The 24,798-nt window shown below is 62.3% G+C and carries 23 protein-coding genes and 1 tRNA gene; 12 read left to right on the top strand and 12 right to left on the bottom strand.

Annotated elements, in window-relative coordinates:
- Positions 1 to 273: 273 nt before the first annotated feature.
- Positions 274 to 363: transfer RNA gene (locus tag JKL45_RS05315), tRNA-Ser, on the bottom strand.
- Between the two features lie 517 nt (positions 364 to 880).
- Between JKL45_RS05315 and JKL45_RS05320 the strand changes: the two genes are divergently transcribed.
- From JKL45_RS05320 to JKL45_RS05360, 9 genes are all read left to right on the top strand, one after another.
- Positions 881 to 1,897 carry a septal ring lytic transglycosylase RlpA family protein gene (locus JKL45_RS05320; protein WP_201860092.1) on the top strand — a complete coding sequence of 339 codons (1,017 nt, stop codon included), beginning with the start codon at positions 881 to 883 and terminating at the stop codon, positions 1,895 to 1,897.
- Positions 1,898 to 2,024: 127 nt separating this feature from the next.
- On the top strand, positions 2,025 to 3,236 hold the full coding sequence (locus tag JKL45_RS05325; protein WP_201860093.1) for a D-alanyl-D-alanine carboxypeptidase family protein: 1,212 nt from the start codon (positions 2,025 to 2,027) through the stop codon (positions 3,234 to 3,236).
- Positions 3,236 to 3,925, top strand: a complete 690-nt coding sequence (tmk, locus tag JKL45_RS05330; protein ID WP_201860094.1) for a dTMP kinase — start codon at positions 3,236 to 3,238, stop codon at positions 3,923 to 3,925. The genes JKL45_RS05325 and tmk overlap by 1 nt, the downstream gene beginning before the upstream one ends.
- Positions 3,915 to 4,979, top strand: coding sequence for a DNA polymerase III subunit delta' (locus tag JKL45_RS05335; RefSeq protein ID WP_201860095.1), 1,065 nt, complete (start codon positions 3,915 to 3,917; stop codon positions 4,977 to 4,979). Before tmk ends, JKL45_RS05335 begins: the two co-directional genes overlap by 11 nt.
- Before the next feature lie 54 nt (positions 4,980 to 5,033).
- The gene (metG, locus tag JKL45_RS05340; RefSeq protein WP_201860096.1) at positions 5,034 to 6,584 is read left to right on the top strand and encodes a methionine--tRNA ligase; all 1,551 of its coding nucleotides are present in this window, start codon (positions 5,034 to 5,036) and stop codon (positions 6,582 to 6,584) included.
- Positions 6,585 to 6,631: 47 nt separating this feature from the next.
- Entirely contained in the window at positions 6,632 to 7,963 is a 1,332-nt protein-coding gene (locus tag JKL45_RS05345; RefSeq protein WP_201860097.1) for a family 1 glycosylhydrolase, read from the top strand.
- Positions 7,964 to 8,026: 63 nt separating this feature from the next.
- Positions 8,027 to 8,836, top strand: a complete 810-nt coding sequence (locus tag JKL45_RS05350) for a TatD family hydrolase (protein ID WP_201860098.1) — start codon at positions 8,027 to 8,029, stop codon at positions 8,834 to 8,836.
- Positions 8,833 to 9,633 (top strand): MBL fold metallo-hydrolase, encoded by an 801-nt coding sequence (locus tag JKL45_RS05355; RefSeq protein WP_201860099.1) that lies wholly within the window; start codon positions 8,833 to 8,835, stop codon positions 9,631 to 9,633. Before JKL45_RS05350 ends, JKL45_RS05355 begins: the two co-directional genes overlap by 4 nt.
- Positions 9,634 to 9,641: 8 nt before the next feature.
- The gene (locus tag JKL45_RS05360) at positions 9,642 to 9,995 is read left to right on the top strand and encodes a hypothetical protein (RefSeq protein WP_201860100.1); all 354 of its coding nucleotides are present in this window, start codon (positions 9,642 to 9,644) and stop codon (positions 9,993 to 9,995) included.
- Between the two features lie 236 nt (positions 9,996 to 10,231).
- Here the strand turns inward: JKL45_RS05360 and JKL45_RS05365 are convergent, their stop codons facing one another.
- Complete coding sequence (locus JKL45_RS05365; RefSeq protein ID WP_201860101.1) at positions 10,232 to 10,672, bottom strand: OsmC family protein; 441 nt, start codon at positions 10,670 to 10,672, stop codon at positions 10,232 to 10,234.
- A gap of 134 nt (positions 10,673 to 10,806) precedes the next feature.
- Between JKL45_RS05365 and mazG the strand changes: the two genes are divergently transcribed.
- Positions 10,807 to 11,652, top strand: a complete 846-nt coding sequence (gene mazG, locus JKL45_RS05370) for a nucleoside triphosphate pyrophosphohydrolase (protein ID WP_201860102.1) — start codon at positions 10,807 to 10,809, stop codon at positions 11,650 to 11,652.
- Here the strand turns inward: mazG and hflX are convergent.
- The 7 genes from hflX to dusB form a co-directional block, all read right to left on the bottom strand.
- Complete coding sequence (hflX, locus tag JKL45_RS05375; protein ID WP_201860103.1) at positions 11,647 to 13,041, bottom strand: GTPase HflX; 1,395 nt, start codon at positions 13,039 to 13,041, stop codon at positions 11,647 to 11,649. The genes mazG and hflX overlap by 6 nt on opposite strands.
- 1 nt (position 13,042) lies before the next feature.
- A complete protein-coding gene (gene hfq, locus JKL45_RS05380; RefSeq protein WP_009491222.1) occupies positions 13,043 to 13,297 on the bottom strand; it encodes an RNA chaperone Hfq in 255 nt (84 codons plus the stop codon).
- A gap of 234 nt (positions 13,298 to 13,531) precedes the next feature.
- Positions 13,532 to 14,902: a nitrogen assimilation response regulator NtrX gene (ntrX, locus tag JKL45_RS05385; protein WP_201860104.1), complete on the bottom strand. Its 1,371-nt coding sequence runs from the start codon at positions 14,900 to 14,902 to the stop codon at positions 13,532 to 13,534.
- A complete protein-coding gene (locus JKL45_RS05390; protein ID WP_201860105.1) occupies positions 14,899 to 17,151 on the bottom strand; it encodes a sensor histidine kinase NtrY-like in 2,253 nt (750 codons plus the stop codon). The genes ntrX and JKL45_RS05390 overlap by 4 nt, the downstream gene beginning before the upstream one ends.
- A 100-nt stretch (positions 17,152 to 17,251) precedes the next feature.
- Positions 17,252 to 18,718: a nitrogen regulation protein NR(I) gene (gene ntrC / locus JKL45_RS05395; RefSeq protein ID WP_201860106.1), complete on the bottom strand. Its 1,467-nt coding sequence runs from the start codon at positions 18,716 to 18,718 to the stop codon at positions 17,252 to 17,254.
- A gap of 9 nt (positions 18,719 to 18,727) precedes the next feature.
- On the bottom strand, positions 18,728 to 19,831 hold the full coding sequence (locus tag JKL45_RS05400) for a two-component system sensor histidine kinase NtrB (protein ID WP_201860107.1): 1,104 nt from the start codon (positions 19,829 to 19,831) through the stop codon (positions 18,728 to 18,730).
- A complete protein-coding gene (gene dusB / locus JKL45_RS05405) occupies positions 19,828 to 20,799 on the bottom strand; it encodes a tRNA dihydrouridine synthase DusB (protein ID WP_376771003.1) in 972 nt (323 codons plus the stop codon). Before dusB ends, JKL45_RS05400 begins: the two co-directional genes overlap by 4 nt.
- 157 nt (positions 20,800 to 20,956) lie before the next feature.
- Between dusB and JKL45_RS05410 the strand changes: the two genes are divergently transcribed.
- Positions 20,957 to 22,150 (top strand): bifunctional 2-C-methyl-D-erythritol 4-phosphate cytidylyltransferase/2-C-methyl-D-erythritol 2,4-cyclodiphosphate synthase, encoded by a 1,194-nt coding sequence (locus tag JKL45_RS05410; protein WP_201860109.1) that lies wholly within the window; start codon positions 20,957 to 20,959, stop codon positions 22,148 to 22,150.
- A complete protein-coding gene (locus JKL45_RS05415; RefSeq protein WP_201860110.1) occupies positions 22,147 to 22,635 on the top strand; it encodes a CinA family protein in 489 nt (162 codons plus the stop codon). The genes JKL45_RS05410 and JKL45_RS05415 overlap by 4 nt, the downstream gene beginning before the upstream one ends.
- On the opposite strand, the gene JKL45_RS05420 is transcribed toward JKL45_RS05415, so the two are convergent.
- Genes JKL45_RS05420 through lipA form a run of 3 tightly spaced genes read right to left on the bottom strand, consistent with a single transcriptional unit; the run spans position 22,636 to position 24,607 of the window.
- Entirely contained in the window at positions 22,636 to 23,103 is a 468-nt protein-coding gene (locus tag JKL45_RS05420; protein WP_201860111.1) for a type II toxin-antitoxin system RatA family toxin, read from the bottom strand. It abuts the gene before it with no gap.
- Between the two features lie 3 nt (positions 23,104 to 23,106).
- Positions 23,107 to 23,631 carry a P-loop NTPase family protein gene (locus JKL45_RS05425; RefSeq protein ID WP_201860112.1) on the bottom strand — a complete coding sequence of 175 codons (525 nt, stop codon included), beginning with the start codon at positions 23,629 to 23,631 and terminating at the stop codon, positions 23,107 to 23,109.
- Between the two features lie 16 nt (positions 23,632 to 23,647).
- Positions 23,648 to 24,607, bottom strand: coding sequence for a lipoyl synthase (lipA, locus tag JKL45_RS05430; protein ID WP_201860113.1), 960 nt, complete (start codon positions 24,605 to 24,607; stop codon positions 23,648 to 23,650).
- Between the last annotated feature and the right edge of the window lie 191 nt (positions 24,608 to 24,798).

Genomic DNA, 24,798 nt, shown 5'->3' on the forward strand with positions numbered 1-24,798 from the left:
AATCCTGCAAAATCGAAGGCGGTGATGCGCCTGATATCCCAATCGTCTCAACGAGATCGGGATTCTTCACGGACGACTAAGTAGCTTCTCACCGTTGAGGAGAGCCTCGGAAGGCACCAACCATAAATGAAGCGGCGTCAGAAAGCACAATGTGATGAAGGTCGGCCTAGCGATTCAATAGCCAAGCAGAGAGTGAAGGTGGGGAAGAAGGTAGGGAAGCGATATGATATCTTAAGTTTTCGCTAATTTTCTCAGCCACTTAGCTTTAGATGATGGCGGAGGGGGTGGGATTCGAACCCACGGTGGGCTTGCACCCACGGCGGTTTTCAAGACCGCTGCCTTAAACCACTCGGCCACCCCTCCTGATCGCCCGAGGTAGGCTCGGAGATGCGCCAATCTCTAAGGCTGTGACCCCGAGGTCGTCAACTCGTACAGCTTCCTATGGGCCGGTCCAGGGTCAAGAAAACTAACCTGTGGAACAGGTGATTCATTAACTACGTCAGGTCATGCCAGCCAATGATCGCGCAATCGGCACTGACGATCGGATTTCCAAGGACAATCCGGCGCCTGAACAGGGAATTTAGGCCAACTCACTGATAATACTGAGAATTTGTACTCTGCATGACAGTCCCCCATCTCAGGTACGAATCAGGTCTCACAAACGGGAGCATTCGCAGCTCGCTTCTCTTGAGAAGCTGCAAGCAAATGAAATGTTTGTCTTTTTACCTCTGTCTGATACTTAATAACAAATTTAATAGCTTTGCCATTGACAAGCGCGGCTGTTTAACTTTCCTTTAACGACTGAAAAGCACTTTGGCTTGATGCTCGGGCAACCGTGGACTGAGCCATACTCCGTGCTGATAACAGGATGCGAGACGACATGCGTTGCAACCGCGCTGAAGCGAATACGGGGCTGAGGGGAACGATCCCGTCCTTCACTCAACGGGCTGTGCTCCGCGTTGCAGGCGTAACGGCCATCGCCCTTATGGCAGCCAACTGCTCCTCGAATGTCCGTGGAGGAATCGACCCTAAATACGGCGTCGCTCCGAGCCCGAAGGTCGTGGCCGATGGGCAGCCTGTTCCGAAGGGGGGCGGGCGGGAGATGGTCGGCAAGGCCTATACGGTTGCCGGCCGCACCTACGTTCCTGATGCGACCCCGCGTCCGGCCGAGGGGCTGGCCTCTTGGTACGGATCGAACTTCCACGGGCGCATGACGGCGAATGGCGAGGTGTTTGACCGCAATTCAATCGCGGCCGCCCATACGACGATGCCTCTGCCGAGCTATGCCCGCGTCACGAATGTCCAGAATGGCCACTCGATGATCGTCCGCGTCAACGACCGTGGGCCGTTCCACGGCAACCGGGTCATCGATGTCTCGGAGCGGGCCGCTATGGCTCTCGGCTTCAGGCAGCAGGGCACGGCCCGCGTGAAGGTGGAGTATGTCGGCCGGGCGTCCACCAACGGAAGCGACGACCGTATTCTGATGGCAAGCCTCAGAACGGACGGGCAGCCGGCCAGCCTCACCAACACGCCTCCGACCATGATTGCCCAGGCAGCTCCGCAACAGAGCGCGCCGCGTCAGGCCATCGCCCTACGCAGCTTCGAGCCTGACAGCGAGGCTTATCAGGCTCCCGCCAGGGCCTCCCAGCCCTCGGCGATGCCCAGCGCGGTTGCCGTCAATGCGCCTCTGCCGCCCGAGCGGCCCTTCGATCTCGGCACGATCCCCGGTGCGGCAAGCCCGGTGGCCAGAATCAGCTCGGCTACTCCAAGCCAGCCGCAGGCCTCCCGACCAGTGGTCGCCAGTCTCTATGAGACGCCTGCCGGCACGGCGCCTTCTGGCTTCCAGAGGAGCGGCTCATCCACGGGTCCGGCTGCGCAGCGCTTCGTCCTCCGTTAAGCCGGAAACGCCCTCTCTCCTGAGCTGCGTGCCTCCGCACACAGTCCAGCGTGGCTGAATGTTGATTTGTTGTTGACGCGCCACAGATTCGGGATCTCCTAGGGGAAGAACCCGGAGATTTCTAGCGATGCGTCAGCCTCAAGCCGCCCGATTCCTTGCGGCCTTTGCGTTTTTGGTCAGTGGTTTATACCTTGCGTCTCATGGAGCGCATGAGGCAAAAGCCCAGGAATTTCAGACGGCAGCTCCCACGGCCATTCTGATGGATGCCGGGAGCCATGCGGTACTCTTCGAGAAGAACGCGGACGGGCTGACAGCGCCGGCCAGCATGGCGAAGGTCATGACGGCTGAGGTCGTCTTCAATGAAATCAAGAACAGCCGCCTGAATTTCGACAGCGAGTTCGTGGTGTCGGAGAATGCTTGGCGCAAGGGAGGGGGCGGCTCCGGCGGCTCGTCCATGTTCGCCAAGGTGAATACTCCTGTTCGCCTTGAGGATCTCCTGCGTGGCCTGATCATCCAATCAGGCAACGATGCCGCCATCGCCCTTGCCGAAGGTATTGCCGGAAACGAGGACAATTTCGCCCGCATGATGAACGAGCGGGCCAAGCAGATCGGCCTCTCGAAATCCGCCTTCCGGAATGCGACGGGTTATGGTCATCCCGAGCAGAAGGTGACGGTTCGTGACCTGGCGAAGCTCGCCCTCTACGTCATCGAGACCTATCCGGACCTCTACAAGATGTTCGGGGAGCGCGACTTCACCTGGAACAAGATCCGCCAGCAGAACCGCAACCCTCTGCTGTTCGCCGATGTCGGAGCGGATGGGCTGAAAACCGGCAATATAGACGAATCCGGCTATGGACTCATCGGCTCCGCCGTTCAGAACGACCAGCGCCTGATTGTGGTGGTGAACGGCCTGAAGACGGCTAAGGACCGGGCAACCGAATCCAAAAAGCTTCTGGATTGGGGCTTCCGGGCTTTCGAGTCCCAGCAACTCTTTGCGGAAGGGCAGGTTGTTGGCGAGGCTCAGGTTTTCGGTGGAAACATGCGCTCGCTTCCCCTTGTGGCGAAGAAGCCTGTTCGTGTACTTGTGCCCCGTGGCGACGGTGAGCGGGTGACCGCCCGCATCGTCTATACCGGTCCTCTGAAGGCTCCTATACAAAAGGGAGCCGAGGTGGCCCGGCTTCAGGTCAGCCGTGGTGACATGCAGGCTCTCGATATGCCGCTCTATGCCAATGAGGATGTCCAGCAGGGCACGCTGAGCCAGCGGGCCTTCGATGGCCTGCTGGAATTCAGCACAGGCTGGGTTCGCCGCGCATTCTCGAGTCTTGTCGAAAGCATTTGATGGCAGGTTGCTTCATCACCTTTGAGGGCGGGGAAGGCGCAGGCAAGTCGACCCAGATCGAGCGGCTTAAGCAACGGCTGGGAGAACTCGCCCAGCCGGCCCTGGTGACGCGTGAGCCGGGCGGATCGCCTCATGCGGAGGAGATTCGCGCGTTCATCTTAGGTGGGCATGCCAAGCATCTCGGGACCTTCGCGGAGGCTCTTCTGTTCGCCGCAGCCCGCATCGACCACCTGGACAAGACCATTGTCCCGGCCCTCAAACGCGGCACTCACGTTCTCTGCGACCGCTTCGCTGACTCGACCTGGGCCTACCAGGGTTCGGCTGGAAACATCGACAAGGCGCTCATCGACCAGCTCGAGCGAGTGACGCTTCGAGGCATTAAGCCCGACCTGACCTTCATCCTCGACCTGCCGGCTGAAACCGGTCTCGCCCGAGCCCGAGAGCGCCAGGTGGGCAGGGGTGAGAGTGCGGACCGCTTCGAAGGGGAGGCGGCCTCCTTCCATCATTCCCTGCGCCAAGCCTTCCTGGCCATTGCCCGCAACGAGCCGAAGCGGTGCGTGGTGATCAATGCCGACCAGGAGCCCGACGAGGTCGAAGCAGCCATATGGGCTGCCTTACGCGAGAAGCTGCCCCAGCTCACCCAGAACCGCCTGTCGGACAACGCCTTGAGGCCGCTCGATGTCGCGTGACAATCAGGATGTGGTCGAGCCGGACGGGTTCGAAGGAGCGCCGAATCCGCGCGAGCAATTTGCCTTCTTCGGCCACCGGGAAGGCGAAGAGGCTTTTCTGGAGGGGCTCCGCGGTGGCCGCCTGCATCATGCCTGGCTGATTGGCGGGGCGCAGGGCATCGGCAAGGCAACTCTCGCCTACCGGGTCGCCCGGGCTGTTCTCGATCCTCAGAAAGCGAATGAAAGTGCCCTTGCCACCCTGGACGTACCGGCAGACTCCCAGGTGGCCCGTCAGGTCGCAGCCCTGTCCCATCCCAATCTGGCCGTGCTGAGGCGGTCTCCGCCGACAGACAAGAAAGCAGCGTCGACAACGATCCCCGTGGATGCGGTGCGCCGAGCGCTCAACATGTTCGGCTCGACGGCCGCCAATGGCGGTTATCGGGTCTGCATCGTCGACAGCGCCGAGGATCTCACCATCTCGAGCGCCAATGCCCTTCTCAAAGTCATCGAGGAGCCGCCCCCGCGCTCGCTCTTCCTGATCGTGAGCCATGCTCCGCAGCGGGTTCTGCCCACCATCCGCTCCCGGTGCCGGCGCCTGCTGCTGCGCCCCCTCGACAACCAGGAGATCAGGGCGGCCATCGGCTCGCTTGGCTCTCCCTGGTCCGACATACCGGGGGACGTGGTCGATCAGGCGCTCCGCTATGGGGAAGGGTCTGTCCGCCGCACCCTCGAACTGCTCGATGCTGAGAAGGTCGCCTTTATCGATCAGGTCACGAAGCTCCTCGATGGGCTACCCAGAACCGACACGAAGCAGGTTCTCGCCCTGGCGGAGGCGCTCGCGCGGCGCGATGCGGACGACAGCTACGGGCTGACCCTGGAAACCGTCCAGCGCTGGGTCTCCGAGCGGCTGCACGACCGGGCAGGGCTCGGCGCCTCCCGCCTTGCGCCTTTGGTGGAGGTATGTGAGAAGATCGGCCGTTCGGCGCGCGAGATCGACGTGTTCAACCTCGATCGCCGGCCCTTCATCCTGACGATGTTCGACGATCTTGCCGACGCTGTTCGGCGAGCGGCCTGAAGCCTCCGCCGTCCGCAGGATTAGAGGTTCGCAAGTTTCTGGTTAGGATCCGACATGGCCGACAAACAGAAATTCTACATCACTACGGCTATCTCGTACCCGAACGGGGCTCCCCATATCGGTCATGCCTATGAGGTCGTCGCCTCCGATGCGATCGCGCGGTTCAAGCGGATCGAAGGGTTTGACGTCTTCTTCATGACCGGCACGGACGAGCACGGCCTCAAGATCCAGCAGACGGCGGACAAGAACGGCACCACGCCGAAGGCTTTCGTCGACGAGATGGCCGCCAAGTTCAAGGCCATGGCCGACCGGCTGGACTGCTCCTATGACCGCTTCATCCGAACCACTGACGCGGATCACGTGCCTTCGACCCAGGAGCTCTGGCGCCGGATGCACGAGAAGGGAGACATCTACCTCTCCAAGTATTCCGGCTGGTACTCGGTCCGGGATGAGGCCTATTACGACGAGGCCGAACTCACCAAGCAGCCCGACGGCAGCTGGCAGGCGCCCACAGGAACGCCTGTCGAGTGGATCGAGGAGGAAAGCTACTTCTTCCGTCTTTCCGCCTATCAGGATCGTCTGCTTGCCCATTACGACGCTCATCCGGACTTCATCAGCCCGGAAACCCGCCGCAATGAGATCACGAGCTTCGTCAGGTCGGGCCTGCAGGACCTCTCCATCAGTCGCACGACCTTCAACTGGGGCCTGCCGGTTCCGGGTGATCCGAAGCACGTCATGTATGTGTGGATCGATGCGCTCAACAACTACGTGACCGGCTGCGGCTTCCCGAACGAGAACGACCCGCGCTGGCAATACTGGCCGGCCGACGTGCACATCATCGGCAAGGACATCGTCCGCTTCCACACGGTTTATTGGCCGGCCTTCCTGATGGCGGCGGAGCTGCCGCTGCCCAAGCGCGTCTTCGGACACGGCTTCCTGCTCAACAAGGGCGAGAAGATGTCGAAGTCGGTCGGCAACGTGGTCGATCCCTTCGACCTGGCCGACACCTATGGCGTCGATCAGATCCGCTACTTCTTCATGCGCGAGGTGCCGTTCGGACAGGATGGCAACTACTCCCACGAGGCCATCGTTAACCGCATCAATGCGGATCTGGCCAATGATCTCGGCAACCTGGCGCAGCGTTCGCTCTCCATGATCGCCAAGAACTGTGACGCTTCGGTGCCGCAGCCGGGCGCGTTAACCCAGGCCGATCAGGATATGCTTTGGCTGGCCGACGCCCTCCCGGCGAAGACAAGAGCGGCCATGAAAGATTTCGCCCTTCATACGACGCTTGCCGAAATCTGGGCCGTGGTAGCCGAGGCCAACCGGTACTTCGCCTCCCAGGAACCCTGGGTGCTACGCAAGACCAATCCTGAGCGCATGAACACCGTGCTCTACGTCACGGCCGAGGTCCTGCGCGCGGTCGGCATCCTGTCGCAGCCCTTCGTGCCGACTGCCGCGGCCAAACTGCTCGATCTTCTGGCTGTTGCGCCGGAGGACAGGGGTCTTGCTGCTGTCGGGCCGGGGCATCGTCTGGCTGCCGGAACGGCCCTTCCGCAACCGGCCCCGATTTTCCCGCGTTATCTCGAAGCGGAGGCATCCTGACGCGTCCGCTTTGATCGGCCTGAAAGGGCCCCAAGCGGAAGCGTTCGATGTACACCTCATTCATGTTCGCCACCGGGATCGAGAACAGCATCCCGACGATCAACAACGGCCGCACGCGCATCGATCAGATGGAAAAGTGCGGCCACTACAAGCACTGGCGGACGGACTTCGACCTCCTTGAGGAGCTCGACATCCAGGTCCTGCGCTACGGACCGCCGCTCCATACAAGCTTTCTGGGACCTGGCCGCTACGACTGGTCCTTTGCGGACATGACCTTCGGCGAGATCCATCGCCGCAACATCATTCCTATCGTCGACCTCTGCCATTTCGGTGTCCCAGATTGGCTCGGCAACTTTCAGAACCCGGATTTCCCTGATCTTTTCGCAGTTTACGCGGAAGAGTTCGCACGCCGCTTTCCCTGGGTTCAGCTCTACACCCCGATCAACGAGATGTTCATCTGCGCCCAGTTCTCCGCCGCCTATGGCTGGTGGAACGAGCAGTTGCGCAGCGACCAAGCCTTCGTGACGGCGCTGAAGCACATCGTGAAGGCCAATGTGCTCGCCATGGAGCGCATCCTGAAGATCCGCCCGGATGCCCTGTTCATCCAGAGCGAGTCGTCAGAATACTTCCACGCCGAGAATCCGGCGGCCATCAAACCGGCCGAGATCATGAATGCCCGGCGGTTCCTGTCCCTCGACCTTAATTACGGCCGCCGAGTCGACTCGGAGATGTACGAGTTCCTGATGGATAACGGGATGACCCGGGACGAATATCACTTCTTCCTGAGCCGGTCGTCGCTTCGTCACCACTGCATTATGGGAAATGACTACTACGTCACCAACGAGCACAGGGTCTCTGCGGACGGACTGACGCGGGCAGCCGGAGACGTGTTTGGCTATGACGAGATCACCCGGCAATATTATGATCGCTACAAGCTGCCGGTGATGCACACCGAGACGAACCTCATGGAGGGTCCAACGGGCCAAGAGGCCGTGGACTGGCTCTGGAAACAGTGGGCCAACGTGCTTCACGTCCGCAATACCGGCGTGCCGATCGTCGGCTTCACCTGGTATTCGCTCACCGATCAGATGGACTGGGACGTGGCCCTACGAGAGGAGAACAGTCGCGTCACGCCCGTGGGCCTCTACGATCTCGACCGCAATATCCGTCCCGTGGGGCGCTGCTACAAGCAACTGATCCATGCTTGGTGCGATGTTCTGCCAGCCCAGAGTGTGTGCCTCGCCGTTCCCGTGGTTCGTCCGCAGGACCATGATGAGATTGCAGTCCGCAAGCACCAAGAACGACTGCGCAAGATGCGTCGCAAGGAAACGAAAGAGGACGACGAGCCCGCGGCGACCGCTCAGGGTGGCCATCGGTAGACGAGAGCGCTGATCCGATTTATGCAGCCATGCCGCTAGTCGCAGAGGAGGGCGCCTTCACCCATGCTGGTCGACAGCCATTGCCACCTGGATTTTCCGGATTTCCAGAGCCGTCTCCCTGAGGTTCTGTCCGCCGCGGCAGCGGCTGATGTCGGCCGGATGGTGACCATCTCGACCCATGTGGCGCGTGTCGAGACCTATCGGGCTCTGGCGGAGGCGCATGAGAGCATCTTCTGCACGATCGGCACCCATCCCCACAACGCAGCGCTGGAGCCGGACGTACCGGCAGAGCGGCTCATCGAGCTGTCGCACCATCCACGCTGCATCGCCATCGGAGAGGCTGGCCTCGATTATCATTACGATAAGAGCCCGCGCGACGTGCAGCAGCGGGTCTTTGTCACCCATATCGAGGCGGCCCGCGAAACCCGGCTGCCACTGGTGATCCATGCCAGGAACGCCGACGAGGACATGATCAGGATCCTGTCCGAGGAGATGAGGCGAGGGCGCTTCGATGCGGTTCTCCACTGCTTCTCATCCGGCGAGAGGCTCGCCCAGGTCGGTGTCGACTTGGGTTTCTACGTATCCTTTTCAGGAATTCTGACCTTTCGGAATTCGGAGGAGATCCGCCGGATCGCTGCCGCCGTTCCCCAGGATCGTCTGCTGGTCGAGACCGACGCGCCCTATCTTGCCCCCGTCCCGCACCGCGGCAAAACCAACGAACCGGCCTTCGTAGCTCATACGGCCCGTGTTCTCGCCGAAACCATCGGCGTGACCGACGAGGATATCGCCGCGCTGACGACAGCCAACTTCTACCGGCTTTTCACCAAGGCCGCGGCCGTCGATGCTGAATTCAGGCAGGCGCTCGCATCATGACGTTGCGCCTGACGATCCTCGGTTGCGGGTCTTCCGCCGGCGTGCCGCGCGTGGGAGTTGGCTGGGGTGCCTGCGACCCGATCAACCCTAAGAACCGACGCCGGCGCTGTTCCGTCCTGGTAGAGCGAACCGGTCCGGACGGCGCCAGCACAACCGTGCTGGTCGATACCGGCCCTGACGTGCGCGACCAGTTGCTCGGGGCCCATGTCCGCCGTCTGGACGCAGTTCTCTATACCCACGAGCATGCCGACCACATTCACGGAATCGACGATCTGCGCCCGCTCGCCCTCGTCCAGCGCCACCGGATCCCAGTCTATGCGGACCGGATGACCAGCGAACTCCTGATGATGCGCTTCGGCTACTGCTTCGAGACGCCGGCCGGGAGCAGCTATCCGCCGATTCTGAAGATGCACCATCTGAAACCCGGAGTGCTGACCTCGCTGGCAGGGCCAGGCGGTACCATAGAGGCGATGCCGTTCAGGATGGTTCACGGCGATATCGATACCCTGGGATTCCGGTTCGGGAGCATCGCCTATGCTCCGGACGTGAGCGAAATGCCCGAGGAGAGCCTGCGGCATCTGGAAGGCTTGGACATCCTGATCCTCGATGCCTTGCGCTACACGCCGCATCCGACGCATTTTTCCGTGTCGGAGGCTCTGGCGCTGATCGAAGCGCTCAAGCCCAAGCGGGCGATCCTGACGAACCTTCATACGGACCTCGACTACGAGAAGCTGCGTCGCGAACTTCCGCCGCAGATCGAACCCGCCTATGACGGGATGCAGATCGAAGCCCGCTGACGGAGCCAATGAACCGAGCCTCAACCGATCCGTACCCACGCACCCCGGATGGCCGCTATTTCGTGGTCCGTGGTCGATTGTGGCGCCTCAGCAATCCGGATCTGGAGCCCATGGAGCGCGAGCGTCTCGTGAAGGGGCTGATGGCAGCCCGCCGGGCCATTCGCAACGTGAGGGATGATCCGGAGGCTTTGGCCAAGACCCGTGCGCAGATTGATGCTGTAAAGCGGGCCCTTGGTGAGCGTGGTCCAGTCTGGTGGAGTGACGGCGCGCCGGACTATAACCGGCGACTGGTAAGAGATACACCATATGCCGAATGGTATCTCTCGCTTGGATCAGAATTCCAGATCGATTGGAAGACATAGAAGGCCACTTAGGCATCTTCCAATTTAAGTTCCATAATATATCTTATGCGAATTTCATATGCATAGCTCCAGACCTCTCCCCTCGGGTTCGAGGCTATCTATTTCAGGCTTCTGGTGAGTAAAATGCGATCGGCGATGACCGGCTTTGAAGAGCCGATCATCGCATGCCCTCAGTCAGAACATGTCCGATGGGCCTCGAATGGGACAGGATGCTAGATAGCTCAAACCCAATACGCTTAAGATGCGGCTTCCGGCTCTGCCGCTTCATCGACGGCCGTCCAACTATGGGTGATTTCAGCTACGGCGCCGAGCATGATCGAGGCCGAGCAATATTTCTCCTTGGACAGTTGGATCGCCCGCTCCACCTTTGCCGGCGCCAGATCCTTGCCGGCGACACGGTATTCGAGATGGATCTTGGTGAAGACTTTGGGATCGGTTTCCGCACGCTCCGCAATCACCTCGACCTCGCAATCCGACACATGCTCCCGGCCCTTCCTGAGGATCTGCACCACGTCGAAGGCCGTGCAGCCGCCAAGCCCGATCAGCAGCATCTCCATGGGACGGATCCCGAGATTGCGTCCGCCATATTCAGGCGCTCCGTCCATTACGACGGCATGCCCGCTGCCGGACTCGCCCACGAACATCATGCCATCGACCAGTTTGACACGCGCCTTCATCGTACTCTTCCTCAATCTTCTCATAGAAATCGGCTCAATTCATACACCGCTACTCCAGGCACATGGCGCAAATCCAGCTAGCCGCGGGTTTTGTCCGCAGGGTATGAGACTGGCTGAGCGAGCAGGAATTAACCATGAAGCCTTCAACCGACATTACACGCCTCCTGGAGATCATGGCGGCCCTGCGCACACCCGGAACAGGCTGCCCCTGGGACCTCGAGCAGGATTTTGCATCGATAACGCCATATACGCTTGAGGAGGCTTACGAGGTCGTGGATGCCATCGAGCGCGGCGACTTGGCGGATCTGCGGGACGAACTCGGCGATCTGCTGCTTCAGGTGGTTTTCCATGCCCGCATGGCCGAGGAGCAGGGTGCTTTCGCCTTCGGCGATGTGGTCGAGGCCATTACGCGAAAGCTCATACGGCGGCATCCTCATGTCTTCGGCAGCACTACCGACCTGTCGCCCGCGGAGGTGAAGAGCCTCTGGGATTCCATCAAGGCCGAGGAGAAGGCGGAGCGAAAGGCGGAGCGCGCGCGGATGGGCTTGTCACCGGAGGCGCACGAGGCCGGTTTTCTCGGTGGCATTCCGACGGCCCTGCCCGCCCTGACACGAGCCCAGAAGCTGACATCGAAGGCCGCCAAGGTCGGCTTCGACTGGCCTGACGCCAGCCAAGTGATCCACAAGATTCACGAGGAACTGGATGAGGTTAAGGAGGCTGCTTCATCCAAGGACAGAGACAGGATCGAGGATGAAATCGGGGATCTGCTCTTTTCCGTAACCAACCTCGCCCGTCACTTTGCAATCGAACCGGAGCGGGCGCTGCGGCGGACGAATGCCAAGTTCGAGCGACGCTTCAGGGCAGTCGAGCAGGGTCTGGGCAAGCAGGATCGGAGCCTCGACGATGCCACGCTCGAAGAGATGGAGCGTCTCTGGGTGGAGGCGAAGATGGCCGAGCGGGAGCCCGGCGCGTCGTCATAGAACGCGGGCTTCGGGGAAGCGGTTCAGGAAGCGGGGTTCCTTGCCGGCGACGAGGCGCACCTGGAGTACGGTGTGCCCATTCTCCTTCGTCTGACGCTCGAGGATCTCCGTGTTCTCATGGAGCCAGGCGAGCCCCTGCCCGTCCTCGGCCGCCACATCGACCTCGTAGGTTAGCCTCCCGAGCGCCAGGTGCTGCTCGATGGTGGCGAGCAGTTCGGGAATGCCATCGCCGGTCAGGGCGGAGATGAGGATCGGCCGCCTCTCCTCGCCGGTTCGCTGTGAGGTTGCGGCAAGCCGCTCCCGGTCCGCCTCAGAGAGAAGATCGGCCTTGTTCCAGACCTCGATGATACGCCGGGTATCGTCAGGGTCGATCCCGAGTTCCCGCAGGACCACGGCCACATCGCCCGCTTGGGCCTCGGCCTCCCCGTGAGAGACGTCACGGACATGCAGCAGCACATCGGCTTCGACGACATCTTCAAGGGTGGCGCGGAAGGCCGCTACCAGCATGGTGGGTAGATCGGAAATGAATCCGACGGTGTCCGACAGGATGGCCTTTTCCCCGTGAGGAAGATCGATAGCTCGTGAAGTGGGATCGAGTGTTGCAAACAGCATGTTCTCAGCCAGAACGTCGGCTTGGGTCATGCGGTTGAAGAGCGTGGATTTGCCTGCGTTGGTGTAGCCGACGAGCGCGATGATGGGATAAGGCACCCGCCGCCGGCTCGTCCGGTGCAGGGACCGGGTTTTCACGACCCCTTCCAGATCCCGCTCGATCCGGTTCATCCGTTCCTGGATCATGCGCCGGTCGGCCTCGATCTGCGTTTCGCCAGGACCGCCAAGGAAGCCGAAGCCGCCGCGCTGGCGCTCGAGGTGGGTCCAAGACCGGACCAACCTACCCTTCTGATAGGACAGATGCGCCAGCTCGACCTGCAGGGTGCCTTCTTTTGTCCGAGCGCGCCGGCCGAAGATCTCAAGGATCAGGCCCGTGCGGTCGATGACCTTGGCGCCCCAGGCTTTTTCGAGATTGCGCTGCTGCACGGGGCTCAGCGCGCAGTCCATCACGACGAGCCCGATCTCCTCCGCCCGGACCAAGCCGGCCAGTTCCTCAACCTTGCCGCTCCCGATGAAGGTAGCCGGGCGGGGCGATGACAGAGGGGCAATGAGGGAGCGGACGATGGTGAGATCGATGGCAAGGGACAAGCCCGTGATCTCGTCGAGACGAGCCTCGGGAGGGCGAGGGTTGCCCCCCTCGCCTTCGGCGTCCATGGACACGCGCCGCTTGCGTGTCAGGTAGGGCCCGACAACGAGCGTCCGAGTGCCTGCCGCAACCTCTTTCTCAGGTTCGGCAAGCTGAGCGAGACGTTCTTCCCCCGGGGTCCGCGGTTCCGTCACCTCAAGCCTTCTCGCCAGCCTCGTCGATCTGGTCGAACAACTGAACGGGCTGTCCCGGCATGATGGTGGAAATGGCGTGTTTGTAAACCAGCTGGGAGTGACCATCCCTGCGCAGGAGGACGCAGAAATTGTCGAACCAGGTCACGACCCCCTGGAGCTTCACTCCGTTCACGAGAAAGATCGTCAGGGGTATTTTCTGCTTCCGGACATAGTTGAGGAAGGTGTCCTGAAGGTTCTGCGCGCGATCGCCCGCCATTGAAGTTGCCTCGCCAGCCCATCGCCGCCGGTCTTGGCTATGGGGCCGCCTTGATATGATTGTCCGCTTTCGTGCGGTCGGTGACCGGCCTACATATTACAGGGCGAACAGCCGCGTTCGGCAAGGGGGACGCAACGGTTCTACCTCCTCGGAGCGCATTTTCCCGTGGATTGGTAGGTTTTAGTTCCAGCCGGCCGAAGGTGTGTGCCCCTGCGGAACATCGGCAGCGGGTCATCAGCCGCCGATGCCCAGAGATTTCAGCTTCCGGTGCAGGGCGGAGCGCTCCATTCCGATGAACTCCGCCGTCCTGGAGATATTGCCGCTGAAGCGGGCAATCTGCGCCAGGAGATATTCCCGCTCGAAAATTTCACGGGCGTCGCGCAGGGGCAGGCTCATGAGCTTTTCACCCCCTGCCCCGCCAGGCGTGCTCGGAACGAGCGCACCGATCTCGGACGGCAACATGTCGGCCGTGACCTCCGCGTCGGGCTCCCCCGAGGTGAGGATCATCAGGCGCTCGACGTTGTTCCTCAGCTGACGCACGTTGCCCGGCCAGTCGTGGGATTGCAGCACCGCCATGGCGTCCTCGGCGATGCGCCGCTTCGGCAGGCCCGTAGTCGACGAGATCTGCTCCATGAAGAACTCGATCAGCTCCGGCACATCCTCCCGGCGCTCGGCCAGGGACGGCACCCGAATCGGAATGACGCCGAGGCGGTGGAACAGGTCCTCGCGGAACCGACCGGCAGCAATTTCAGCCGGCAGATCGCGGCTGGACGAGGAGACGATGCGCACATCCACATGGACCCGGGTCGTTCCGCCGACCCGTTGGAAGTTCTGGTCCACGAGAACGCGCAGGATCCGGTTCTGCGTCTCCCGGGGCATGTCGGCGATCTCATCGATGTAGAGGGTGCCGCCATGAGCCTCTTCGAGCGCTCCGACGCGGCGGCCCCCGCCTTCGCCACCTTCCGTGCCGAAGAGCTCGGCTTCCATGGTATCCGGTGTGATGGTCGCGGCCGAGAGCACCACGAAGGGGCCGTTTGTGCGGGTGGAGAGACCGTGAAGGGTCCTGGCCGTCAACTCCTTGCCTGACCCCGGTGCACCGGTGATCAGGATGCGGGCATTCGTCGGAGCCGCCCGCTCGACGGCTTGCCGAAGCTGGTTCATCACGATGGACTTGCCGGCAATGCGGCTCGCCTGAACGGAACGGGAGCGGAGGTCGCGAACCTCGCGCTTCAGTCGAGATGCCTCAAGGGCCCGCTCGGCGACAAGCACGAGCCGGTCCGCCTTGAACGGCTTCTCAATGAAGTCGTAGGCGCCGGCCTTGATGGCCGAGACTGCGGTCTCAATGTTGCCGTGGCCTGAGATCATCACCACGGGCAGGTCGGGGTGCTGGCTCTTGACGATCTCAAGCACCTGTAGACCATCCAGGCGGCTTCCCTGCAGCCAGATGTCCAAGAAGACAAGGTGGGGACGCCGCGTTTCGATGGCCGCCAGGGCGTCGTCGGACGTCCCAGCCGTGCGCGTCCTATGGCCCTCATCCTCAAGGATGCCGGCCACGAGTTCGCGAATGTCGACTTCATCATCGACGACGAGAATATCAGCGCTCATAGGCTTGCCCTGCGAGAATCGTTTCGATTGGAAGCGCCCACTGGCTCTTCCGATGAAATCTGTTTCGTTTTCGGGATCCACATGCGGACCTGACCGCCCCGTCCAGCGGGATTGTCGGCCAGTTCCATGCCACCCCCATGGTCTTCCAGGATCTTTGCGACGATCGGCAATCCCAGTCCGGTTCCGCCCTCGCGGGTCGTCATGTAGGGCTCCAGCAGGCGCTGCCGCCCTTCGACCGGGAAGCCCTTGCCGTTGTCGGTCACGGCCAAAATCAGATAGTCCGGATGCGTATCGTCCAGAAGGACGGAGATCTGTCCCTGTCCTCTCTCCGCCTCTGGTACCGCCGCAATGGCTTCCGTCGCATTCTTGATGATGTTGGTCACGGCCTGAGACACGAGCCGGCGGTCGAACGGCGCGACAAGGGATCCTTGCGGCACCTGATCGACGAACTCGATCTCAGGATGGGCGATCTTCATCATGAAGACCACCTGCCGGATCGTCTCAGCCAGATCCTCGTTGCCGATGGTCGGCTTTGGCATGCGGGCGAAGGATGCGAACTCGTCGACCATCCGCTTGATGTCGTCGACCTGCCGCACGATGGTGTCCGTGCATTGGTCGAACACCTCGCGGTCAGTAGTGATCACCTTGCCGTACTTCCGGCGGATGCGCTCGGCCGAGAGCTGGATTGGCGTGAGAGGATTCTTGATCTCGTGTGCGATCCGACGCGCCACGTCGGCCCAGGCAGAGGTCCGCTGCGCCAGGACGAGATCCGTGATGTCGTCGAGGGTGATAACGAGATCCCGCTTTTCGCTGCGGGTCTGCTCGCTGGTCACGCGGACGTTGATCGTGCGCTCCTTGCCCCGGCGCGCGATATGGATCTGCTGCTGCATCAAGCGCTGGCGCCCATGGCTCATCTCCTCGACGAGCGAAGTCACCTCCGGCAGGATCATGGTGATCGGCTTGCCGAGCAGTTCCTCCCTGGAGGCTCCGAGCAGGGCCTCAGTCGAGGGATTGACGATGGTGATCACACCACGGGCATTCACGCCGATCACGCCGGCCGAGACCCCGGCGAGAACCGCTTCGGTGAAGCGGCGCCGGCGATCCATGAGCTCGCTCGCCGTAGTGAGGCCGTCATGCTGGCGGCGCAGTTCCGAGGTCATCTTGTTGAATGTCTCGCCCAGATGGCCGAGATCCCCCTCGCCTCGCTTGACGGGAACCTGGACGTAGAAGTTGCCGGTCGCGACTTGGTCCGTCGCATGGATGAGGCGCCTGACCGGCGCCACGAGGCGGTTTGCAAATTTCAGCCCGAACCAGACTGCCGAGAGCAGAACGATCAGGGCGATGAGTGCGAACATGGACGCGAAGGCGATCTGGATGCCGGCCTTCTTCTGATCGAGTGCTTCATAGAAAGCTACCCCGGCCTCCGCCACCTGCGGAAACTCGATAGCGCGCGGATCCACTTCGCGCGCTACGTAGAGGATGCGCCCGCCATGGGCATCGAGCTTCAGGGCGGAGCGGAAGATGTTGCCGCTGCCCCGTGTGAAAAGGCACAAGGCTTCCTGGGAGCTTGCCTCCTGAAGATCTGCCTGGGAGGGCTGAGGAATGTTCTCGACTTTCTTCACCTCGATCCGCTCGACTACCGTACCATCCGGATCGACGATCATGGCCAGCGGCAAGCCGAGGAAGACCGCGCGGGAATTCATAAACTCCCGAAACAGGTTGCGGTCGGCGTCGAAGAGGACCTTCGCACGATTGAGATCAGCTGCCATCAGCTGAGTTTCTCGCGCTAGGGTCCGGCACTGCATCTCCCGGTAGGAGTGGGCGATGGACACCGTGTTGTTCATGAGGTTCTTGAGCGCCCCGGTGAACCAAGGGTCGAGACCGCGCTCCAACGTCACCGTCGCAACGCCCGCAACGAGAATTGCCGGTAGAACGGCGACTAGGCTGAAAAGCCCGACAATGCGTACGTGGAGGCCCGCAGCGGCAGCCCCCGCCCTGCGTTCCCGCACGAGCTTTCTGGTCTGCCAGGCCACAATCCCAAGGAGCACGACGATCAGCACGCCGTTGAGCGTGAATACCCACACGACGACGTTGTGGGTCGGCAGGATGGGCGTGGCGCCGGCAAGGATCAGGAACGTGGCAAGAGCCGATGCCAGAGCCGACAGCACGGCACCATAGCCCAACCAGCCGAGACCGGTCTGGGACGGCTCGGCCGCCTGACGCTGTGCAATGGTGTCCTGATCGATCAAGACTGAAGCCCCACGAGATCGGGCGCCCTCGATACGGCACCCTGTCATGAGGTGATGCACCAACACAACACTGTGGTCAAATTATTACAGCCTAGACGGATCAGGCTCTATTCGAGCGCACGACCATGAGATCCAGGTCCCGCACCTTCTTGCGCAGAGTGTTGCGGTTAACCCCGAGAAGCTCCGCCGCCCTGATCTGATTGCCCCGGGTGGCCGCCAAGGCCGCCCCGATCAATGGTCCTTCGATCTCGCGCAGGATCCGATGATAGAGGCCGGGAGGTGGAAGCGAGTCCCTGAAGCCGGAGAAGTATTCGCTCAGGTGCCGTTCCACGGCATCCGACAGGCCCTCCGATCCCTGGAGATTAGGCTGGCTGGACTTCCCGGCGGGCTGCGGCGGCAGAAGAGGCTGGGAGTCGAGTTCGGAGTCGATAATCGCTCCGGTGATCATGTCCTGAGGGTAGAGTGCAGCCAAGCGCCGCACTAAGTTCTCCAACTCGCGCACGTTGCCAGGCCAGCGGTAGCGCTTAAGCCGATCCATAGCCTCTACATCGAGTTGCTTGCGGCCTAGCCCCTCCTTCTCCACCAGCACGAAGAAGTGGCGGGCGAGATCCGGGATGTCCTCAATGCGTTCGCGCAGGGGCGGAAGCCGCAGCGGGACGACGTTCAGCCGGAAATACAGGTCTTCGCGGAACAGACCCTGCTGGATCAGGACGCGCAGGTCCTTGTTGGTGGCAGCCACGATGCGGACATTGGTCTTGATCGGCACACGTCCGCCGACAGTGGTGTACTCGCCCTGCTGGAGAACGCGCAGGAGCCGGGTCTGTGCCTCCATCGGCATATCGCCGATTTCGTCGAGGAAGAGCGTGCCCCCTTCGGCCTGCTCGAAACGGCCCGTGCTGCGGGCGGTGGCCCCGGTGAAGGCACCCTTCTCGTGGCCGAACAGCTCGGATTCGATGAGTTCCCGCGGGATCGCGGCCATGTTCACGGCCACGAACGGCCCCTGCCGACGCTTGCCGTAATCGTGGAGCGCCTTGGCGACGAGTTCCTTGCCCGTACCGGACTCGCCCGTGATCATCACGGTCAGATCGGTGGGCATGAGGCGGGCCAGCGCCCGATAGATCTCCTGCATCGCCTGCGAGCGTCCGACGAGCGGGATATCCTCGTTCTCCGGGGCTGGTTGAGCGCCGGTGGGCACGCTGCGCGGGCGGGAAAGCGCCCGGCCGACGACGGCTACCAGCTCCTTCAGGTCGAATGGCTTTGGCAGATACTCGTAGGCACCGCGTTCAGACGCCTTGATAGCCGTCATGAACGTGTTCTGGGCGCTCATGACGATGATCGGAAGGTCCGGCCGGATCTTCTTGATGCGCGGCAGGAGATCGAAGGCGTTCTCGTCGGGCATCATCACGTCGGTGATGACGAGATCGCCTTCTCCCTGGGAGACCCAGCGCCAGAGAGTGGCGGCATTGCTTGACGAGCGGACCTCATAGCCTGCTCGCGAGAGCGCCTGGTTCAGGACGGTCCGGATGGCCGCATCGTCATCAGCAAGGAGAATCTGTCCGCTCGGCATTGGTCAGCCCTATAAATCGGTCCCGCGGCCGTCGCCGGCGCGGTGCATGGGGAGGAGAATTCGGAAGGTAGTCCGCCGGGGCGCCGGCTCGCATTCGACGATGCCGCCATGATCGCCCACGATCTTGGCAACGAGCGCCAGTCCAAGTCCGCTGCCCTGGACCTTCGTGGTCACGAAGGGGTCAAAGAGATCGCTCATCAGCTCGGGCGGAATGCCCGGGCCGTTGTCCATGACGCTCAGCTCGATCGGCAGGCTCACCCGCTCCTGCGAACCGGGCACCTGCAGCCTGACTCCGGTTCGGAACGCCGTCGACAGAATGATTTCTCCGTCCGGTGCATCAATACCGATGGCCTCGGCGGCATTCTTGACGAGGTTCAGGATGACCTGGATCAGCTGATCGCGGTTGCCGAGGACGGGCGGTAGCGACGGATCGTAGTTCTCGGCAAAGCGGATGTGGCGGGCAAACCCCGACTGCGCCAACCGTTTCACGTGATCAAGCACGCCGTGGATGTTGACAGCCCCCCGTTCCACGGGCCGCTCCTCACCGAACACCTCCATGCGCTCTACGAGCTTCACGATGCGGTCGGTCTCATCACAGATGAGCCGCGTCAGCAGCCGGTCGTCCTCGTTCGCCGACTGCTCAAGCAACTGAGCAGCGCCGCGGATGCCGGAGAGCGGGTTCTTGATCTCGTGGGCCAGCAGGGCACCCAGCGCCGTGATGGAGCGGGCGGCCCCTCGATGGGTGAGCTGGCGATTCATTTTGTCGGCGATCGTTCGCTCCTGAAGCATGACGATCACACTGTCGTCGTCATCACCCAGCGGGCAGGCCGAGACATCGACGATACGCTCGGCACCGAGGCGCGGGCTGCCGATATCGACCCGGTGCTCGCTGACGCTGGAGCCCCTGTGGCGAACATCATCGACCAGCGCCATGGCCGGCGAGCCGAAAGGCAGCAGGTCGTTGAGCTTCTGGCGCTGCATCATGCGCAGGCTCATCTCAAAGAACGACTCGGCGGCCGCATTGGCATGCACGATCCGATGCTCAGGCCCGACCGTGAGGACCGGAATCGGCAGGGCGTTCATGACCAGGTCATTGATCGGAAGAGCCGTCATGCAGCGTCTCGCTCCAGATGATTGTAAAGCGAGCGCAGCAGCGCGATTACGGCTCTCGGCTCCTCCGACGTGACAAGCCCCATGCGAACCCCTGGGAGCACCTGGAAGCCCGAGGCGAGTGCCACATCTGCATAGGCGGCCAAGTGCTTACGGGCATGGCGGATGCCGGTCTTTTCCCCGTAGAGGGAGAGCAATCCCTCGTAGTGTTCGACGGCGATGGACGTCATCTCTTCCGGTGACGGATCGGGAATGGTGCGCCCCTGAAGGGCTGCGCCGATCTGGCCGACGAGCCACGGCCGCCCCACGGCCGAACGGCCTATCATCACGGCGGCGGCCCCGGAAGCAGCCAAGCAGCGCCGCGCCTCCTCCAAGGAGCCGATATCGCCGTTGGCGATCACCGGAATGCGGACAGCTTCCACCACTGGCGCGATGGCGTTCCAGTCTGCCTGTCCTTTGTAGAATTGCTGGCGCGTGCGGCCGTGGACGGTAACCGCTTTCACGCCAAGGGCCTCGGCCTTGCGGGCAAGATCCGGCGCATTGATGCTCTGATGATCCCAGCCAAGCCGCATCTTCACCGTTATGGGAACGCTGCCCGCCTGCACCGTTGCCTCAATGAGGCGAGCGGCATGCTCCAGGTCACGCATGAGCGCGGACCCGGCATAGCCGCCGATGACGCGCTTTGCCGGGCATCCCATGTTGATGTCGATGATGCGGGCCCCTGCCCCTTCGGCCACGCGGGCGGCTTCCGCCATCCAGCGAGGCTCGCACCCGGCAAGCTGGACCACATGCGGCTCGATTCCAGCGCCCTCGGCGCGCAGCTGCGCCTCCTCGGAACCTTGAACCAGCTCGTCAGAAGCCACCATCTCGGTAACGACAAGGCCGGCACCCAGACGCTTGGCAATACGCCGGAAGGCAACGTCGGTGACACCGGAAAGGGGAGCCAGGATGGCGTTGCAATCGACCCGCAAGGGTCCAATGCTGAAACCACCATAGCCTAAATTTTGATCACACTTCATTGTGCCTATTTAATAGCCATATTCAGCCGATGAGCAAGCTCTCCCGTGTGGGATTTGCCTTCTTCCAGCTTCACGCTAAGGAGAGCGCGTGTTGCGGAGAACCTTCTCGATGTCAGTTGCCGCCCTCATCGTTGCCGCGGGACGTGGATCGCGTGCGGGAGAAGGAACCCCGAAGCAGTACAGGGATCTCCGGGGACATTCGGTCCTGGCCCGAACCCTCACCGGCTTCCTCTCGCATCCCGGAATCGACCGCACTCTCGTGGTGATTCACCCCGACGACCGGGATCTCTATGAGGCAGGCATTGCGGCCTTAACACCCCTACCGTCGGCACTTCTGCCATGCGTTTACGGTGGCCATACACGCCAGGATTCGGTGCGGAACGGCCTTGAGGCGCTCGCCACTTCATCCCCGGATATCATTCTCGTCCACGATGCAGCCCGCCCCTTCGTGAGCCCAAAACTCATCGACAGAGCGATCACGGCAGCCCTGCGCTCGGATGCGGCCGTACCCGGAACACCCGTCACCGACACGATAAAGGTGATTGGCAGCCGGTCCGAGGTCGTCTCGACCCCCGACAGGGCAAGCCTCAGGGCCGTGCAGACGCCGCAGGCTTTCCATTTTCCCCTGCTGCTCGACGCTCACCGCAAGGCGGCAGCCGCAGGGCTCCACGATTTCACCGACGACGGCGCTCTTGCGGAATGGGCCGGGCTGCCGGTTCAGGTGTTCGAGGGAGAGAACGGCAACATCAAGCTCACTCACCCGGCCGACTTCCTGGAGGCAGAGCGGCGACTGAAAGGTTCATTGATGACATATATCACTAAGCTCGGCACAGGGTTCGACGTCCATGCCTTCGGCGACGGGGATCATATCTGGCTCGGCGGGATCAAGGTGCCCCACGACCGGGGCGTGATCGCCCATTCCGACGGTGACGTGATCCTGCATGCCCTTACCGATGCGCTTCTCGGCGCCCTGGCCGACGGGGATATCGGCACCCACTTCCCGCCGAGCGACCCTCAATGGCGCGGCGCCTCCTCAGACCGATTCCTGGCTCACGCGATCAGCCTAGTGCAGAAGCGCGGTGGCATCGTCGATCATCTCGACGCCACGCTCCTTTGTGAGAAGCCACGCCTGGGGCCTCACCGGGAGGCCATGCGCCAGCGCATCGCTGAAATCGCCGGACTTCGCATCGATCAGGTCTCGCTCAAGGCGACCACGACCGAGAAACTCGGCTTCACAGGGCGCAGCGAGGGAATCGCTGCCCAGGCCGCCGCAACCATCCGCCTGCCGGAGGGGAACGCATGAGCCCAGACCTGAGAGACCGTGCCGCCACCCTGCTCGGTGCCTATCGCCAGAAGGGGCTGAAGATCGCCACGGCGGAATCCTGCACCGGGGGTCTGGTCGCTGCCCTTCTGACCGAGATTTCCGGTTCTTCGGCCGTAGTGGAGCGCGGCTTCGTCACCTACTCAAACGAGGCCAAGACGGAGCTGATCGGCGTGCCTGCCGGTCTGATCGGTGCTGACGGGGCTGTGAGCGAGCGGGTGGCCCGAGCTATGGCCGAGGGCGCGCTCACGCATTCCCGGGCCGATGTGGCGGTGGCGATCACCGGCGTGGCGGGCCCGACCGGTGGAACGGCGACGAAGCCCGTCGGCCTCGTGCATTTCGGTTTGGCGCGAAAGGGATCTCCGACGATCCACTTGGAACGCCGCTATGGCGACCTTGGACGGGAGAATGTGCGCCGCCGGGCGGTGGAGGATGCGCTGTCGCTGCTGGAGCAGGCTGTCGGCTGATCAGGCGCGGGCCTTGGAGGCGACGCCGTATATCTCGTCCGCCCGCTCCTCGAAGGCTTCCGTGAACTTGCGGAAGGCCTTGTCGAAAACGCTGCCCATCAGAAGCCCCAGAGCAAAGCTCTTGAATTCGTAGTTGATGTAGAACTCGACATCGCACCCGCCGGGCGCCTCCCGAAAGGTCCAGCGGTTCTCCAGGTACTTGAACGGCCCATCCACGTACTCGACCGTGATCTTCCGGCGAGGATCGTCCAGGGTCACACGGGTGGTGAAGCTCTCGCTGATGGCCTTGTAGCCCACCGACATGGTGGCCACGAGGGTCTCGATGCCCTCCCCGCTCTGGACCCGCCTCATGACCCTCAAGCTCTCGCACAGGGGGAGGAACTCCGGATAGCGCTCCACATCGGCCACGAGCGCGAACATCTGATCAGGCGTATGCTTCACAGTCCGGTTGGTGCGGAAGGTCGGCATGACTCAGGCGGCCTCTCTGAAGGTTGCAAGTTCGGCCTCCAGGGCCGGGATGTCGGATCGGGAGAGTAAGGTGTAAACGCGTTGGTCCGGACGCAGGCGCTCCAGCATCCGAGTGGTCTTCGGTCGCATCTTGTGCGGGTAGGACCAGATCCAGCGCATGAAGGAGAAGTCGAAGCGTTCGATACAGCCGGGTCCCAGATCCGGCCTCGTGCGCCCGTAATGCTTGACGACCCGCCACAGCGCACTTCCCAGGCACTGCCAGCGCGGCAGATCGAGCCAGACGATGGCTGTCGCGCGGGGCACACGGATGTCGAAGGTGCTGGCGTAGTTGCCTTCCATGATCCAGGCTGGGCGGGCGGCGAGCGCCGTCAGGTGCGCGCGCCATTCGGGCTTGGTCGGCGTCGTCCAGCCGGGTCCGAAATACTCTCGGTCGAGGTGGATCACGGGCAGGCCAAGGCGCTCGGCGAGACGGGCCGCCAGGGTGCTCTTGCCCGCGCCCGGGCTGCCGATGACCAGAATGCGCTGCATGCCTCAGCCCGGTTAGTTAGCCAAGCTTCGCGAGACGGGCCGCCTTCAGCTTGGCAAAATCCTCACCTGCGTGATGCGAGGAACGCGTCAGCGGGGTCGAGGAGACCAGGAGGAAACCCTTGGCATAGGCGGTGGTTTCAAAGGCCTTGAACTCGTCGGGCGTGACGAAGCGGATCACCTGGTGGTGCTTCTTCGTCGGCTGGAGGTACTGGCCGATGGTCATGAAATCCACATCCGCCGAGCGCAGGTCGTCCATGAGCTGGAGCACTTCGTTCCGCTCCTCGCCGAGGCCGACCATGATGCCCGACTTGGTGAAAATGGTCGGATCGAGCTCCTTCACCTGCTGCAGCAGGCGGATGGAGTGGAAGTAGCGGGCGCCGGGACGGACTTTCAGGTACTTGGACGGCACGGTCTCAAGGTTGTGGTTGAACACGTCGGGCTTGGCCGCAACCACGACCTCCAGCGCGCCGGGCTTCCTGAGAAAGTCCGGGGTGAGAATCTCGATGGTGGTCTTAGGGCTCCGGGCGCGGATGGCATGGATCACGTCGGCAAAGTGCTGCGCGCCGCCGTCTGAGAGATCGTCGCGGTCCACGGAGGTGATGACCACGTGCTCAAGGCCGAGCTTTTCCACGGCCTTTGCCACGCTCTCGGGCTCGTTCGGATCGAGCGCCTCCGGCATGCCGGTCTTCACGTTGCAGAAGGCGCAGGCACGGGTGCAGGTGTCGCCCATGATCATGAAGGTGGCGTGCTTCTTCTCCCAGCACTCGCCGATATTGGGGCAGCCCGCCTCCTCGCAGACGGTCACGAGCTTGTTCTCGCGCACGATCCGGTTGGTCTCGGCCCATTTGGGCGAGCCCGGCGCCTTCACACGGATCCAGTCCGGCTTGCGCTGCTGGACCGGCTGGTCCGGCCGGTGCGCCTTCTCCGGGTGGCGAGGGCGCTGATCCTTGTTCAGAAGGTCGAGAACGACGGCCATGAAGCTAAACCTTTGGGGCGAAGGGATCCCGCCCCTTCCTGACATGCGCCTGATTTAAGGCTTCCGCGGCTCAATCGCAAATGCTCAGATTGCGGAGCAGGCCTTCCTTCCGAGGCTCCCAAGGAGAAGATGCCCGTGCAACTTCTGGGTTACTGCCCGAACCGAAACCTCCGATTCCCGTTACTAGCCTA

The sequence above is a fragment of the Microvirga soli genome (assembly GCF_016734765.1).
Classification (GTDB): Bacteria; Pseudomonadota; Alphaproteobacteria; order Rhizobiales; family Beijerinckiaceae; genus Microvirga; species Microvirga soli.